At 62.9% G+C, this 15301-nt stretch carries 13 protein-coding genes; 9 read left to right on the top strand and 4 right to left on the bottom strand.

Annotated features, from left to right (window positions below; all coding sequences use genetic code 11):
* Positions 1 to 92 precede the first annotated feature (92 nt).
* From B5P46_RS03705 to B5P46_RS03670, 8 genes are all read left to right on the top strand, one after another.
* Positions 93 to 3014 (top strand): aminotransferase, encoded by a 2922-nt coding sequence (locus B5P46_RS03705; RefSeq protein WP_129417544.1) that lies wholly within the window; start codon positions 93 to 95, stop codon positions 3012 to 3014.
* 522 nt (positions 3015 to 3536) lie between these two features.
* Complete coding sequence (locus B5P46_RS03700) at positions 3537 to 3731, top strand: hypothetical protein (RefSeq protein WP_003544544.1); 195 nt, start codon at positions 3537 to 3539, stop codon at positions 3729 to 3731.
* Positions 3732 to 3963: 232 nt separating this feature from the next.
* The gene (locus B5P46_RS03695) at positions 3964 to 4959 is read left to right on the top strand and encodes a P1 family peptidase (RefSeq protein ID WP_129417543.1); all 996 of its coding nucleotides are present in this window, start codon (positions 3964 to 3966) and stop codon (positions 4957 to 4959) included.
* 109 nt (positions 4960 to 5068) lie between these two features.
* Positions 5069 to 5989, top strand: a complete 921-nt coding sequence (locus tag B5P46_RS03690) for a LysR family transcriptional regulator (protein WP_129417542.1) — start codon at positions 5069 to 5071, stop codon at positions 5987 to 5989.
* Between the two features lie 148 nt (positions 5990 to 6137).
* On the top strand, positions 6138 to 7664 hold the full coding sequence (locus tag B5P46_RS03685) for an ABC transporter substrate-binding protein (RefSeq protein WP_206735334.1): 1527 nt from the start codon (positions 6138 to 6140) through the stop codon (positions 7662 to 7664).
* Positions 7665 to 8062: 398 nt separating this feature from the next.
* A complete protein-coding gene (locus B5P46_RS03680) occupies positions 8063 to 9010 on the top strand; it encodes an ABC transporter permease (RefSeq protein ID WP_129417540.1) in 948 nt (315 codons plus the stop codon).
* A 3-nt stretch (positions 9011 to 9013) separates the two neighbouring features.
* Positions 9014 to 9877 carry an ABC transporter permease gene (locus tag B5P46_RS03675; protein WP_129417539.1) on the top strand — a complete coding sequence of 288 codons (864 nt, stop codon included), beginning with the start codon at positions 9014 to 9016 and terminating at the stop codon, positions 9875 to 9877.
* 36 nt (positions 9878 to 9913) lie between these two features.
* A complete protein-coding gene (locus B5P46_RS03670; protein ID WP_129417538.1) occupies positions 9914 to 11305 on the top strand; it encodes an amidase in 1392 nt (463 codons plus the stop codon).
* Here the strand turns inward: B5P46_RS03670 and B5P46_RS03665 are convergent, their stop codons facing one another.
* The 3 genes from B5P46_RS03665 to B5P46_RS03655 form a co-directional block, all read right to left on the bottom strand.
* Positions 11306 to 12163 (bottom strand): NlpC/P60 family protein, encoded by an 858-nt coding sequence (locus B5P46_RS03665; protein ID WP_129417537.1) that lies wholly within the window; start codon positions 12161 to 12163, stop codon positions 11306 to 11308.
* Between the two features lie 11 nt (positions 12164 to 12174).
* Positions 12175 to 12525, bottom strand: a complete 351-nt coding sequence (locus B5P46_RS03660; RefSeq protein ID WP_129417536.1) for a MarR family transcriptional regulator — start codon at positions 12523 to 12525, stop codon at positions 12175 to 12177.
* 162 nt (positions 12526 to 12687) lie between these two features.
* On the bottom strand, positions 12688 to 14079 hold the full coding sequence (locus B5P46_RS03655; RefSeq protein WP_129417535.1) for a leucyl aminopeptidase family protein: 1392 nt from the start codon (positions 14077 to 14079) through the stop codon (positions 12688 to 12690).
* 144 nt (positions 14080 to 14223) lie between these two features.
* On the opposite strand from B5P46_RS03655, the gene B5P46_RS03650 reads away from it, so the two are divergent.
* Positions 14224 to 15060, top strand: coding sequence for a tetratricopeptide repeat protein (locus B5P46_RS03650; protein ID WP_129417534.1), 837 nt, complete (start codon positions 14224 to 14226; stop codon positions 15058 to 15060).
* A 109-nt stretch (positions 15061 to 15169) separates the two neighbouring features.
* Here B5P46_RS03650 and B5P46_RS03645 read toward each other — a convergent pair.
* Positions 15170 to 15301, bottom strand: a 132-nt coding sequence (locus tag B5P46_RS03645) for a transposase (protein WP_164986452.1), incomplete at its 5' end; no start/stop codon positions are given.

Genomic DNA, 15301 nt, shown 5'->3' with positions numbered 1-15301 from the left:
GCTGGCAAACGACAATCCCCGTTGCCTGCCAGCGGCAAGTACTTGATTATCTCGTTCAATAGGTAATCGAATCATGCTGCGGGAGGGGTGTCATGACCGACGAGGCGCTTGTTGATCGCATGGCGCTGCCGCGCCCCGACGTGACCGCCACTGATGCGGAAGAGATCCTCCTTGCTCATTACAGCCTCTCCGGCACGCTTGCCGAACTCGGCAGCCAGCAGGATCGAAACTATCGCGTCGATAGCGACAGGGGTCGCTACGTCCTGAAGATCTGCCATGCCGCCTACGAGATCCGCGAGCTCGAAGCACAGAATGCGGCGATTCATCACCTCAAAAGCAGGCAAGGTGCGCCGCGCGTTCCAAAGGTGATCGCCACCAATGACGGGCGGGAGATCGTCGTCCTTACCGTGCGTGGGCAGGGCTATCAGGTCCGGCTGCTGGAATATCTGGAAGGCCATGGGCTGACGGAGCTGACCTATCTGGCGCCGGCTTCCGTTGCAGCCCTCGGCGCGCTCTGCGCCAGGCTGGCGCAGGCGCTTGCCGATTTCGACCATCCCGGTCTCGACCGCAGCCTGCAATGGGACCTCAGACGGGCAGGTCCCGTTGCCGTGCAGCTGCTTTCGGCCATCACCGACAGTGCGGCGCGCGACCGGATCGCCAAGACCATGGTGATGGCCGTTCGCCGCATCCAGCCGTTGGCGCCATCGCTTCGGCTGCAGGCCGTGCATCACGACGTTACCGGTGACAATGTCGTCGGCCACCGTGACGCCCGTGGCCATATCATCCCCGACGGGGTAATCGATTTCGGCGACATCATCCGTGGCTGGCTGGTCGGCGACCTCGCCGTCACCTGCGCTTCGCTGCTGCATCAGGCAGATGGCGACCCTTTTCATATCCTTCCCGCCGTCACCGCCTATCAGGCGATCTATCCGCTGAGCGACGAGGAACTGAAGGCGCTCTGGCCGCTGATCGTCGCACGCGCGGTCATTCTCGTCGCCAGCGGCGAACAGCAGATTTCAGTCGATCCCGACAATGACTATGTCCGCGACAATCTCGACCGCGAGCGGGCGATCTTCGATACGGCGATGGCGGTTCCCTTCGATCTCATGGAAGCGGCGATACTCAAGGCAGCCGGCGCAGATGTCTCCGAGCCGGAAACATCGGGATGGCTGCCGTTGCTGCCCGACATCGATCCCGCCGGGATCGCCTATGTCGATCTTGGAGTGCGGAGCCCGCATTTTTCCGCCGGCAACTGGCTGAATACCGACATGGACTGGCGGCTGCTTGCCCGCGTGGCAACCGAAAACGGTACGGCAGCGACGCGTTACGGCGAATATCGGCTTTCCCGCGCGGGAACCGCGAAGGGACAGGCGACCTGCGCCCTGCATATCGACATATGCCTTGCCGCAGGTAGCGCGATTGCCGCGCCCTTTGCCGGCCGCATCGGCTGGAAGGAGCAGCATCTGACGCTCGCCGGCGACAACATGACCCTGCATCTCGATGGGCTCGACCTCTCGGTCGAGGATGGAGCCGAGATTGCCGCCGGCGATTCGCTCGGCACGGTTTTCGGAGAGGCGTCGTCGCTCGGCGGGCTGCGCGTCCAGCTTTGCAGCGTCGCCGGCCTCGAACCGCCGCTCTTTGCCACGCCGCGCGCGGCGGCGGCCTGGTCGGTGCTCTGCCCTTCGCCCTCGCTGCTTCTCAGCCCGCAAGCGGATGCGCCGCAAGCTGAAACCGCCGAGCTCTTCGCCAGGCGGCGGACGCATCTCGCAAGGCCGCAGAAGAATTATTATGCGGCGCCGCCGCAGATCGAGCGCGGCTGGAAGGAGCATTTGTTCGATGTCGAGGGCCGCGCCTATCTCGACATGGTCAACAATGTCACCATTCTCGGCCATGGCCATCCCAAGCTCGCGGCGGCGATCAGCGCGCAATGGCTGCGGCTCAACACGAATTCGCGCTTTCACTATGCCGCGATCACGGAGTTTTCCGAACGCCTCGCCGCCCTGTCGCCGGATGGGCTGGACGTGGTCTTCCTGGTCAACAGCGGCTCGGAGGCGAACGATCTGGCGCTTCGCCTGGCGCAAGCCCATAGCGGCGCGCGCAACATGCTCTGCCTGCTTGAAGCCTATCATGGCTGGTCGGCGGCGAGCGATGCCGTCTCCACCTCGATCGCCGACAATCCGCAGGCACCGACCACCCGGCCGGACTGGGTGCATGCCGTCGTTTCACCGAATACCTATCGCGGCGCATTCCGTGGTCCCGATACGGCGGCAAACTATCTCAGCGCGGTAACGCCGGTGCTGGAGGCAATCGACGCCAGCGGCAACGGCCTTGCGGGCTTCATCTGCGAATCGGTCTACGGCAATGCCGGCGGCATTCCGCTGCCGGACGGTTATCTCAGGGAAATCTATGCGCAGGTGCGCGCCCGCGGCGGCCTTTGCATCGCCGATGAGGTGCAGGTCGGTTATTCCAGGCTCGGACATTATTTCTGGGGCTTCGAGCAGCAAGGGGTGGTGCCTGATATCATCACCGTCGCCAAGGGCATGGGCAACGGCCATCCGCTCGGCGCCGTCATCACCACGCGGGAGATCGCGCAATCGCTGGAGAAGGAGGGCACCTTCTTTTCCTCCACCGGCGGCAGCACGGTCAGTTGCATCGCCGGCATGACGGTGCTCGATATCATGGCCGAGGAAAAGCTGCAGGAAAATGCCCGGACGGTCGGCGATCATCTGAAGGCACGGCTCGCCGCGCTGATCGACCGCCATCCGATGGCAGGCGCCGTGCACGGCATGGGCCTCTATCTCGGCCTCGAATTCGTCCGCGACAGAACGACGCTGGAGCCGGCGACGGAAGAGACGGCTGCAATCTGCGACCGGCTTCTCGAACTCGGCGTCATCATGCAGCCGACCGGCGATCAACAAAATGTGCTGAAGATCAAACCACCACTCTGCCTCAGCATCGAAAGCGCGGATTTCTTCGCGGACATGCTGGAGAAGGTGCTCGAAGAGGGCTGGTGACCCAGAGGCTCCCGGCATTAACCAAATCGGTCATTTCGAGGCATTTCGATTTTTAATGAAACGGGCCATTGCCGGAATCGGCAAGGCTTCCTATGTCTGCCGCGGTGATCGATCGAAGTTCGATTCTGTCATGTGAATTTTACGAAGAGCTGATATGTTTCTTTCTGTAAGTTCGGGCTGCGACGGAATGAATTTTTTCGGATCGTCGATATTTTGACACGTTTCGGAATATGTTTCTGACAGGCTATCGGGTAATCTCTACCAAGTTAGTGGATTATTGAAGACGGCCTTCACCGGCCCCGGGCTCTACCGGGACCTCTCAAGTGCAACGCCAACACAAGGAACGAGCATGATAGACATCGATATTCTCGCCGATCTCCTTGGGCGATCTGTGCTTGGCAATGACCGTCCGGGCGCCCTCTCCCGCCCGAACTGTCGAATGTGACGTTCGTCCTCCTTTCAACGGTACCAGACAAGTCAATTCGCCATGGCTGCGCATGTCGCGCGGCAGGAGTTCTATCTATGAAGAAGCAAGTTATCGAATATGCAGGCGTTCCCGTTGGGATCGTCATTCCCGATGAAGACCGGCTGAAGTTCATCGCCGTGAAATTTCATGTCCACGACCTCGACGAGCAGCGTTTCGGCTCGCCGGACGAGGTGCGGCTGGCCATCCACGACCTGATGACCCGCCGTCATCCGAAGCCGCTTCATGCCTGAGGGCATGAGGCCGCGATTAGAATTCACGGCTTTTCCCGATGTCCGACCGGTCCCGCCAAATGGGGCCGGTCTTGTTTTTTGAGGGCATTACAGCGCCGCGCGTCTTTATCAGACGCACAAAGGACGCTGTAACACTTTGAATTGCTGCATAATTTTGTCCTTAAATCGATTCCGATTTAAGGAATTATGCAGTACAGTCCTACCGGCCGCCTTTCCGCATAAGGATCCGCCCTTGCCCGATCTTCTGAACCTCATCACCGACATCGAAGGCGTTTCCGTCGGCCATGCGACCGACTTGGCGCTCGGTTCCGGCGTCACCGTCATCGTCTTCGACGAACCGGCCGTCGCATCCGGCACGGTGCTTGGCGGCGCGCCCGGCGGCCGCGACACCGGCCTGCTCGATCCGTCGATGACCGTCCATGCCGTTGATGCCTTCGTGCTCTCCGGCGGCTCGGCCTTCGGGCTGGATGCCGCCGGCGGCGTGCAGGCGGGCCTGCGCGAGCTCGGCCGCGGTTTTGCAGTCGGGTCGGTGCGCATTCCGATCGTGCCGCAGGCAATCCTGATGGACCTGCTGAACGGCGGCGACAAGGATTGGGGCCTTCACTCGCCCTATCGCGACATGGGTTATACGGCACTGCAGGCTGCGGCCAAGGGCACATTCGCGCTCGGCACAACAGGTGCCGGCACGGGAGCGACGACGGCAACCGTCAAGGGCGGGCTCGGCTCGGCCAGCGCCGCCAGCAGCGCCGGGCATCGTGTCGCGGCGATCGTCGCCGTCAATGCGCTCGGTTCGGCAACGATCGGCGACGGGCCGCATTTCTGGGCGGCACCTTTCGAAAAAGACGCGGAATTCGGCGGGCTCGGCATGCCTGATGTGGCCGACCACCGGATGCGGCTCAAGGGCATGAACACGCCGGCAACGACGATCGGCGCGGTGGTGACCGATGCGCAGCTGACGAAGGCCGAGGCGCACCGGCTTTCGCTCGCCGGCCATGACGGGTTTGCCCGAGCACTGCTGCCGGCGCACCTGCCGCTCGACGGCGACACCGTCTTTGCCGCTTCGACGGCCCAGCATCGAAGAGACGACATGGCGAGCCTGATGGAGCTGTGCCACCTCGCGACCATCGTCATGGCGCGGGCGATCGCCCGTGGCGTCTACGCGGCGACCGCCCTTCCGGTCGAGGGTGCGCAAAAGGCATGGCGCGACCGCTATCCGAATGGTCGTTGATTGAGATTTTTGTTTTATGCATGTCGCCCAAACCGCTGCGCACTTTTGGGCGACATGCATTAGGGTCGGAACCGGAACCCACAACATGCCGAATGGCGGAGAGACGTGAATGCAGATCCGGGCGCTGATGTATTTCGACGAGCTGGTCAGGACCAATTCGATGCGCCAGGCGGCCGAGAACCTGAATGTCGCGCCGACGGCGATCAGCCGGCAGATCGAGAACCTCGAATATCATTTTGGCGCGCCGCTCGTCGAACGCAGCGCCCGTGGTGTCAAGCTGACGGCCGCCGGCGAGCTGCTTGCCGCCCGCGCCGGCCGGACGCTGCGCGAGCTCGACCATGTGCAGCAGCTGATCGAAGACCTGAAGGGCCTGCAGCGCGGTCGTGTCAGCATCTATGCCAATGGCGCCACCGTCGCCAATCTGCTGGCGCCGGCGCTTGCCGAATTCAGCCTGAAATATCCGAAGCTGCGTTTTACCGTGACGATCACCAGCGCGCGGCAGGCGATCGATGCCGTCAACAGCGCCGAGGCGGATATTGCGGTGACGCTGTTTGCGCCACCGATGTCCGGCACCAAGGTACGGCTGCGCTCCGAGATCGGCTATGATCTCATCGCCACGCCGCAGCATCCGGCCGCCGCGCATGCCGAGATCCCGCTGAGGACGCTTGCCGACTATGCATTGGCGCTGCCCGATCAATCCTTCGGCTTCCGCCAGGCCTTCGACGCGCTGTTTGAGAAAGAGGGGTTGAGCCTCGACCCCGTCTTCGTCACCAGCTCGCTCGAAATGCTGAAGGAGCTCGTGCTCAGCGGGGCTGCCGCCACGCTGCTGCCGGCGTTGACTGTCCGCCGCGAGATCGAAGCGGGTCAGCTCCTTGCCATTCCGCTGGCCGGCAAAACCGGCATCCGCACCCATGTCGATCTCTGCGTCGCGCCGGACCGGCAGCTGTCCTTTGCCGCGACGAAACTGCTCGACTTCATCGAGAGGTTCATGCGCGAGCGCACGAACCCTCGGACCGATACGAAAGACTGACGCTTCGAGCTTGCATTGCCCGCAGATTTACGGTGTAGCTTTTTCGGCTACACTGAGCACACAAAATCGTCATTGTGTGTGCACTGGCATAGTGCCACTTTATTCGCAAAAGGCCTTCGCCATCGAGCATGGCCAGACAGGGGACATGATGATCAAGCTTTCGTTTGCGCCTTCGCGTTTCGTCAGGCGGCTTTCCCTCGGTGCTGCGCTTTCGGCCGGCCTAGTGATGACGGCGATGACGCCGGCCGAGGCGGCGAAGACCACCCTCAATCTCGGCATGAGCGTCGAGCCGACCGGTCTCGACCCAACGATTGCAGCACCGGTCGCAATCGGCCAGGTGACCTGGCAGAACGTGTTCGAGGGCTTGGTGACGATCGACCAGGCCGGTAAGATCCAGCCGCAGCTGGCAAAAAGCTGGGAGATCTCTCCCGATGGCCTGACCTATACGTTCAAGCTGCAGACTGGCGTCAAATTCCATGACGGCGAGGTCTTCGATGCCGCTGCCGCCAAGTTTTCGCTCGACCGCGCCCGCGGCGCGGATTCGGTCAATCCGCAGAAGCGCTTTTTCGCCTCGATCGCCTCGATCGATACACCTGATGCCGAAACGCTAGTGCTGCATCTCTCAGTACCGACCGGCAGCCTGGTCTACTGGCTCGGCTGGCCAGCCTCGGTGATGGTCGCACCGAAGACGGCTGCCGACGACAAGACGACGCCAGTGGGCACCGGCCCGTTCAAATTCGCCAGCTGGGCGAAGGGCGACAAGGTCGAACTCGCCAGGAATGCCGATTATTGGAACAAGGATGCGGCCGCCAAGCTCGACAAGGTGACCTTCCGCTTCATCGCCGATCCGCAGGCGCAGGCAGCTGCGCTGAAATCCGGCGATCTCGATGCCTTTCCGGAATTTGCCGCGCCTGAGCTGATGAGTTCGTTCGACGGCGATGCGAGGCTCGTCACCAGGATCGGCAATACCGAGCTCAAGGTCGTTGCCGGCATGAACAATGCCAAGAAGCCGTTCGACGACAAACGCGTCCGCCAGGCGCTGATGATGGCGATCGACCGCAAGACGGTGATCGACGGCGCATGGTCCGGCCTCGGCACACCGATCGGCAGCCACTACACGCCGAACGATCCGGGCTATCAGGACATGACTGGCGTGCTGCCTTACGATGTCGAGAAGGCGAAGGCGCTGCTCGCCGAAGCCGGCTACCCCAACGGCTTCACCTTCACGATCAAATCGCCGCAGATGGCTTATGCGCCGCGCAGCGCTCAGGTGATGCAGGCGATGTTTGCCGAGATCGGCGTGACGATGAATATCGAGCCGACGGAATTTCCGGCGAAATGGGTCCAGGACATCATGAAGGACCGCAACTTCGACATGACGATCGTTGCCCATGCCGAACCGCTCGACATCGACATCTATGCCCGCGATCCCTATTATTTCAATTACAAGAACCCTGCTTTCAACGCGCTGATGAAGAAGGTCCAGGAGACGGCCGATCCTGCCGCGCAGAATGCGATCTATGGCGAAGCGCAGAAGATCCTCGCCGAGGACGTGCCGGCGCTCTACCTTTTCGTCATGCCGAAACTCGGCGTCTGGGACAAAAAGCTGAAAGGGCTGTGGGAGAACGAGCCGATCCCTTCCAACGTGCTGTCCGGTGTTTCCTGGGACGAGTGAGAGAGGTAGGTCGGGGCGGGATGTGATGAGGTGATGGCCTTGGAGAGATCCGACATGTATTTGGCCGATGTAGTGCGCAGCCCTGTCCATTCGTCACCAGGTCAGTTCAGTCCGGGCCGGCATTATTTGGTTTTCTTGGCGTATGGCATTCCTGACGCAAGCGCCTGCGCCATGAATGGTTGCTCGCGCCAACCCCACACTCCGTCATGCTCGGCCTTGAGCCGAGCATCCACACCGCATCCATCAACAGCCACGGGCATGGATCCTCGGCTCAAGGCCGAGGATGACGGAGAGCGGGGGCGGCGTTCGCGCCAAACTCGCCCTGGCGCGTCGGGTGCTCCGCGTGAGGGCAAAGGGGGCGTGCCGCGTTCGGTTGCCGCCGCGGTGCTCGACCCGATATGATCCCACTCCTCGCCCGCCGCTTCGCCGGTCTCCTCGTCACGCTCGTCGTCGTCTCGCTGCTGATCTTCGCCGTCATGGACCTTCTGCCCGGCGATCCCGCCTCGATCATGCTCGGCACCTCGGCAACACCGGAAACGCTTGAAGCGCTGCGCCACAGTCTCGGCCTCGACCAGCCGCTGCTGCTGCGCTACGGGCAATGGTTAACCGGCGTGCTCTCCGGCGATCTTGGCAATTCCCTAACCTATGGCGTGCCGGTGGCGGGGTTGATCGTCGAGCGGCTGACGGTGACGCTGCCGCTGGCACTGATGGCGATCGTACTTTCGGTGGCGATAGCCTTGCCGCTCGGCGTGCTGGCCGCCTCGCGCCGCGGCGGTCTCTTCGACATCATCGCGACGCTGTTTTCGCAGATCAGCATCGCCGTGCCCGCCTTCTGGGTGGCGCTGCTGTTGATCATCCTGTTTTCGACGATGCTCGGGCTGATGCCGGCCGGCGGTTTTCCGGGCTGGAGCGCCGGCCTGCTGCCGGCATTGCAGGCGCTTGTTATGCCCGCCGTCGCGCTGGCGATGCCGCAGGCGGGCGTGTTGACGCGGGTGGCGCGTTCGGCGGTGCTCGACACAATGCATGAGGATTTTGCGCGCACGGCTGTGGCCAAAGGGCTGTCTCGTCGTGCGGTGCTGTGGCGGCATATCGTGCCGAACGCGCTGATCCCGATCCTCACCATGATCGGGCTGCAATTCACCTTTCTCGTCGCCGGCGCAGTGCTGGTGGAAAACGTCTTCAACCTTCCCGGCCTCGGGCGGCTCGCCTTGCAGGCGCTCTCCCAGCGCGACATCATCGTCATGCAGGATGTCGTGCTGTTCTTCGCAGGCCTTGTCATCGTGATGAATTTCATCGTCGATCTCTCTTATCTGGCGATCGATCCCAGGATGAGAAAGGCGGCCTGAGACATGGTACCGATCGCATCCACTGCCATCACCAGCCGTCGTCGGGTCTTTAGACTTAGCCGGCGAATGAACCTGATTGCAGGGGGTGTCATCATCGGCCTGCTGGTCGCCGTTGCGCTGCTCTCGCTCGTCTGGACGCCGCTGCCGCCGGCGAAAATGCAGATCATCCACAAATTGCAACCGCCGCTTGCCTTCGGCCTGCTCGGCACCGACCAGTTCGGCCGCGATGTGCTTTCGATGCTGATGGCGGGATGCTGGAATTCGCTGTCGATCGCCATCACAGCGGTTACGATCGGCGGGACGCTCGGCTCGATCGCCGGCATTTCGGCGGCGGCAATCCGCGGTCCTTTCGAAGCGCTGCTGATGCGCATCTGCGACGTCATCTTCGCGCTTCCGCCGATCCTGTCCGCCATGGTGCTCGGCGCCTTTCTCGGGCCAGGGCGGTTCACCGCGATCACCGCGATCGCCGTCTTCATGATCCCGGTCTTTGCCCGCGTCACACTCGCGACCTCGTTGCAGGCCTGGAGCCGCGACTATGTGACGGCGGCCCGCGCGATCGGCAATACGCGCCTGACCATTTCGCTGCGCCATGTACTGCCGAATATCATCAGCCAGATCATCGTGCATGGCGCGATCCAGCTGGGGCTGGCGATCCTCACCGAAGCGGGTCTCAGCTTCCTTGGGCTCGGCATGGCGCCGCCGGCGCCGACCTGGGGCCGGATGCTTGCCGATGCGCAAACCTATCTGGCGCTCGCTCCCTGGCTGGCGATCCTGCCCGGCCTTGCCATCGCGCTCACCGTCTTCGGCTTCAACATGCTCGGCGACGGTTTGCGCGATCTGCTCGACCCGCGCGAGGCGAGCCGCTGATGTCCTCCCAAGACGAAAAGCCCGAAAGACCATGCCATGACCGAAACCGACATTACCATCCGCGAACTCAGGCAGCGCTTCGCCGATAAAAGCCTCTCCCCTCTCGACTACTGGCTCGCCCTCGAAGACCATATCGCCGCCTGGGAGCCGTCGATTTCGGCGCTCTACCTCTACGATCCGGAATCGGCGCGCGCCCAGGCGAAAGCGTCGACGGAGCGCTGGGCGAAGGCAGAAACGCTCGGTGTTCTAGACGGCATCCCGGTGACGCTGAAGGAACTGATCGCCACGAAGGGCCAGCCGGTGCCATCAGGCACAAGGGCAGTGGAACTCAAACCCGCGGACGCCGATGCGCCCGCCGCTGCCCGGCTGCGGGAAGACGGCGCGGTGATCTTCGCCAAGACCACCTGCCCCGATTACGGCATGCTTTCCTCCGGGCTTTCGAGCTTTCATCCTCTCAGCCGCAATCCCTGGAACACCGCGCAGAATCCCGGCGGATCGAGCGCCGGGGCTTCCGCAGCGGCGGCGGCCGGTTACGGACCACTGCATATCGGCACTGACATCGGCGGCTCGGTGCGCCTTCCCGCCGGCTGGACCGGCATCTTCGGCTTCAAGCCGAGCCATGGGCGTATTCCAGCCGATCCCTATTATGTCGGGCGCTGCGTCGGGCCGATGGCGCGCACGGTCGAGGATGCGGCCTTTTCGATGGCGACGCTGTCACGGCCGGACTGGCGCGACGGCACCAGCCTGCCGCCGAACGACTTCAACTGGATGGATCTCGACATCGACCTGTCGGACATGAGGATCGGGCTGATGCTCGATGCCGGCTGCGGGCTTGCGGTGGACGACGAGATCAGGGCCGCGGTCGAAGCAGCGGCGAAACAATTCGAGGCGGCCGGCGCGACCATTCTATCGGTCCAGCCGGTGCTGACACGCGCGATGCTGGATGGGCTCGACAATTTCTGGCGATCCCGGCTCTGGGGCGATATCGCGGACCTCGACGAAGAGCGGCGCGACAGCATCCTGCCCTATATCAGGGATTGGGCGATGGGTGGCGCCGACATCAGCGGTGTCGATGCGGTCAGGGGCTTCAACCAGACGATCGAGATGCGCAAGAGCTGCGGACGGCTGTTCGCGCAAGTCGACGCCCTGCTTTCGCCGACCAATCCGATCATCTCCTATCCGGCCGAATGGGCATCGCCCACGAACGATCCGGCCCTGCCGTTCGAGCATATCGGTTTCACCGTGCCGTGGAACATGTCGGAGCAGCCGGCCGCCTCGATCAATTGCGGTTTCTCCCGATCGGGCATGCCGATCGGCCTGCAGATCGTCGGGCCGCGTTTCGACGACATGCGGGTGCTGAAACTGTCGAAAGTCTTCGAGGACTGGACGGGCGGAGTGAGATCCTGGCCGCAGCCTCCGATCGGCTGATCAGCTGATCGGGCGGCGATAGCCGGTCGGTTGCTCGTAGAGCCAGCCGATGCGCTCGACCGCAGCCGCGAAATTCTCGCGCGCCACCGTCATGCTATGGCCGTTGGCATGGAGGATGGTTTCCGGATCCTCGAAGATGGCGACATGACCCTTCCAGAATACCAGGTCGCCACGGCGGATTTCGGACCGATCGATCGGCTGGCCGAGGCCCGCCGCCTGCATATCGGTATCGCGTGGCGCAGCTCTGCCCGTCATCAGCATCGCCAGCTGGACGAGGCCGGAGCAATCGATGCCGAGGCCGGAACGTCCGCCCCAAAGATAGGGCGTTTCCATAAAACGGGCGACGATCTCCACATAATCGTCGCCGTCGAGAGCGCCGATTGGCTGGACATGCTTGGCAAAGATCGCCGTTCCGTCCTCGAGCACGACATAGCGATTGCCCCGCGCTTCCGCCTCGCCGGCGACATGAAGGCGGCTTCCCATCGACAGGATCGCCTGGTGGGGCCTGCGCAGTTCCGGTTCGGGATAGACGAAGGTGCGCTGCACGGTGACGATATGGGTCGGCGCCGGCCTGCCTTCCAAGAGCGCGTCCGCCGCGACATAACCGACATAACCGTCCGAGGCGGCCTTCACCCAGCACCAGCCGTCGGCGCGATCGAAAACCGTCACATCCTCGCCGAGAAGCAGCTCCGTATCGATGCCGCGGGCAAGGTCCGGTTCAGGGCGCACGGCCAGGACAGGAACGGCGACACGCGCCGGCGCGCCTTTCACAAAGCGCAACGCCTCGACCTTGCCTTCGAGGCCGGCTTCCGCGAGATCGGGCCGGTAGGCATGCAGGCGGCGGTCGAGCATCGTCATTCGCATTCCTTTCAGATCGGCAGCCGGCGGGCCTGATCTCGTATGAGATCGCCGAGCTTTTCCAGGTAAAGCGCGCCGCCGACGGTGCGCTTGATGATCACGTTGCGCCGGTCGGCATCGTCACGCACACGATCAACGAGGCCCATCTCGCCCATCGTATCCAAGGCGCGGGTGATGACCGGCTTGGTGACATCAAGCGTGGCGGCAAGCCCGCGCACCGTGTGCGGCGGCGGCACCAGATAAATATGCAGCAGGATCGCCATCTGGCGCAACGTCAAATCGCGGTCATCGAGGCGGACCTGATCGAGCGCCACGCCATGCCAGAGCCCCAGCGCCTGCGAGGCGGTCAGTTCGATCGGCACGGCCCCTCCGGAAGATCGTTACGCTAACGTTCCATTTTCCGGCAGTTGCCATGCACATGCAAGGGGCGGCAGAAATTGCCGCCCGGCAGGGTGAATAAAATTTTAACGATCGGCAGCGAGGCGCATCGCGTGAACAGAGATCACGCGATGCGCCTCATAGCATCAGCGCAGGCTCTCGCGGATATGGTGAAAGAGCGCACGGATCGCCTGTGCTTCGCCGCCGCCCGGCGAATGCGGCCGTTCGGACGGAGCCCAGCCGTAAATATCGAAATGCACCCAGCTCTTCGCCTTGCTGACGAAACGCTTGAGGAAGAGGGCCGCGGTGATCGCCCCCGCCATGCCACCGGCCGGCGCATTGGTGAGATCGGCGAATTTGGTGCGGATATCCTTTTCGTAACCGGAATAGAGCGGCAGGCGCCAGAGCGGATCATCGGTTTCCAGGCTCGCTTCGGTCAGGTCATGCGCCAGATTGGCGTCGTCGGTGAAGAAGGGCGGGAGATCCGGGCCAAGCGCAACGCGGGCAGCGCCGGTCAGCGTCGCCATGTCGATCAGCAGATCGGGCTCTTCCTCGTCGGCATAGGCAAGCGCATCGGCAAGGATCAGCCGGCCTTCGGCGTCGGTATTGTCGATCTGGACGGTCAGGCCCTTGCGGCTCCGGTAGATGTCGCCGGGCCGGAAGGCATTGGACGAGATCGCGTTTTCGACGACCGGAACGATAACGCGCAGGTCGACCTTCAGCTTGGCGTCCATGATCATCAGGGCAAGCCCCATGACATTTGCCGCCCCGCCCATGTCCTTCTTCATCAGCAGCATGGAGGCGGCAGGCTTGATATCGAGACCGCCGGTATCGAAGCAGACGCCCTTGCCGACGAGCGTCACCTTGCGATGACCCTTCTTGCCCCAGCGCAGCTCGAGAAGGCGCGGCGCATCGGCGCTGGCGCGGCCGACGGTATGGACCAGCGGAAAGTTCTGCTTGAGCAGGTCGTCGCCCGATATAACCGATATCTCCGCCTTGTAATGTTCGGCCAAGCCACGGAAAACAGCCTCGAGCTGGTTCGGCCCCATGTCATTCGTCGGCGTATTGATCAGGTCGCGGGCGAGAAAGACGCCAGCAAGCTGGCGCTTGATGTCGGCGGCGTCGGCATCGCGGGGGATCATCAGCGTCGCTGCCGGCGATTTTTCGGATTTGTAGCGGTCGAAACGGTAGCTGCCGAGGCCAAAGCCAAGGGCCAGGCGATTTGCCGTCAGCGGCGCGGTCTCGATGTGCCAGTCGCCGGCCGGCAGCGCACGGGCGAGCCTGCCGGTAATGTAGGGCTGCTCGGATGGATTGGTGCCGAGGCCGTAAAGCGCGCCGCCGAGATGCCCTTCGGCCGTCGGGATCAGCAGCAGCGATCCGCTTTCGGCCTTGTAGCCTGCCCTGCGCGCCCAATTGAGCGCGATCGGATCGATCGTGCCGGTCTCGATATGGGCAGGTGTGACGGCAAAGATCGGCAGCGTCGAACCGCCCTTCGTGTTGAAGGGGGTCGGTCTCTCGATGAACTGATAGGGGGCCATGATTGTCCTTCGGCGGTCGCAAGGAATCGTTCCTTAACGGTCTGTTAGGGTTAACAGACTATTGCTGGAGCGAAGATTACGCGTCAAACCTTTCCCTGTTCCGCTTCGAGGTCAGGCGCCGATTTCGGAATCCAGGAACGCGTCATGCCTGCCTCGCTCACCACCACATTCACCAATCGCATTCTGCAGGGCGCTGCGGCATCGCTGCTCGTCCTGGCACTTGCAGGTTGTTCGACGACCAAGGACCGGATGACAACGGGCTCGGTGCCGAAACTCACCAAGCCGGTCGAAGAGATGGACGCGACCGAGCTGCGCTCGGCGACGGACCGGCTCGGCCAGGCCTATGAAAAGAACCCGCGCGATCCCGTCACCGGTGTCAACTACGCCAATCTGCTGCGCATGAACGGCCGCGACACACAGGCGCTCGCCGTCATGCAGCAGGTGGCGATTGCCAATCCCGGCGACCGCAACGTGCTGGCCGCCTACGGCAAGGCGCAGGCGGCGGCCGGCCAGTTTCAGCAGGCGCTCGACACGATCGGCCGCGCCCAGACGCCGGACCGTCCAGACTGGAAGCTGATCTCGGCCCAAGGCGCGATCCTCGACCAGATGGGCCGGGCAAGCGATGCCCGGCAGCGCTATCGCGACGCGCTCGACATCCAGCCGAACGAGCCCTCTATCCTTTCCAACCTCGGGATGTCCTACGTGCTGACCGGCGATCTGCGCACGGCCGAAACCTATCTGCGCTCCGCCGCCAGCCAGCCGACCGCCGACAGCCGCGTCAGGCAGAACCTTGCCCTGGTCGTCGGTCTGCAGGGACGTTTCCCGGAAGCCGAGCAGATCGCTAGGCGCGAACTTTCGCCGCAGCAGGCCGATGCCAATGTCGCCTATCTTAGAGGCATGCTCTCGCAGCAGAATTCCTGGCAGAAACTCGCCGCCAAGGACAAGACGCCGCAGGCAGCAGGCGACAGCAACACCAATTGACCGAATGATGTCGTCGAAAGGCTTACGCCTTCGGTGAGATCATGATGTAATTTAAAGAGTTAGAGCATGATGTCGTCCGAAAACCGCGCACACTTTTCGGCATCATGCTCTAGCTGTGGAGCCTCAACAGGTTGTCTCGGTTGAGACCGAGGCGACCGATGGGTGTTTTTGATTTCAGGCTACCATGAGGACGATGCCAATTGTACATGTGGGTCCAGTTTGGCAGATGGGCTTTTCGGTG

This window comes from Rhizobium leguminosarum (genome assembly GCF_004123835.1).
Classification (GTDB): domain Bacteria; phylum Pseudomonadota; class Alphaproteobacteria; order Rhizobiales; family Rhizobiaceae; genus Rhizobium; species Rhizobium leguminosarum_M.
Note: the sequence above shows the minus strand (reverse complement) of the source record. Positions and strands in the feature narration are given on the sequence as shown.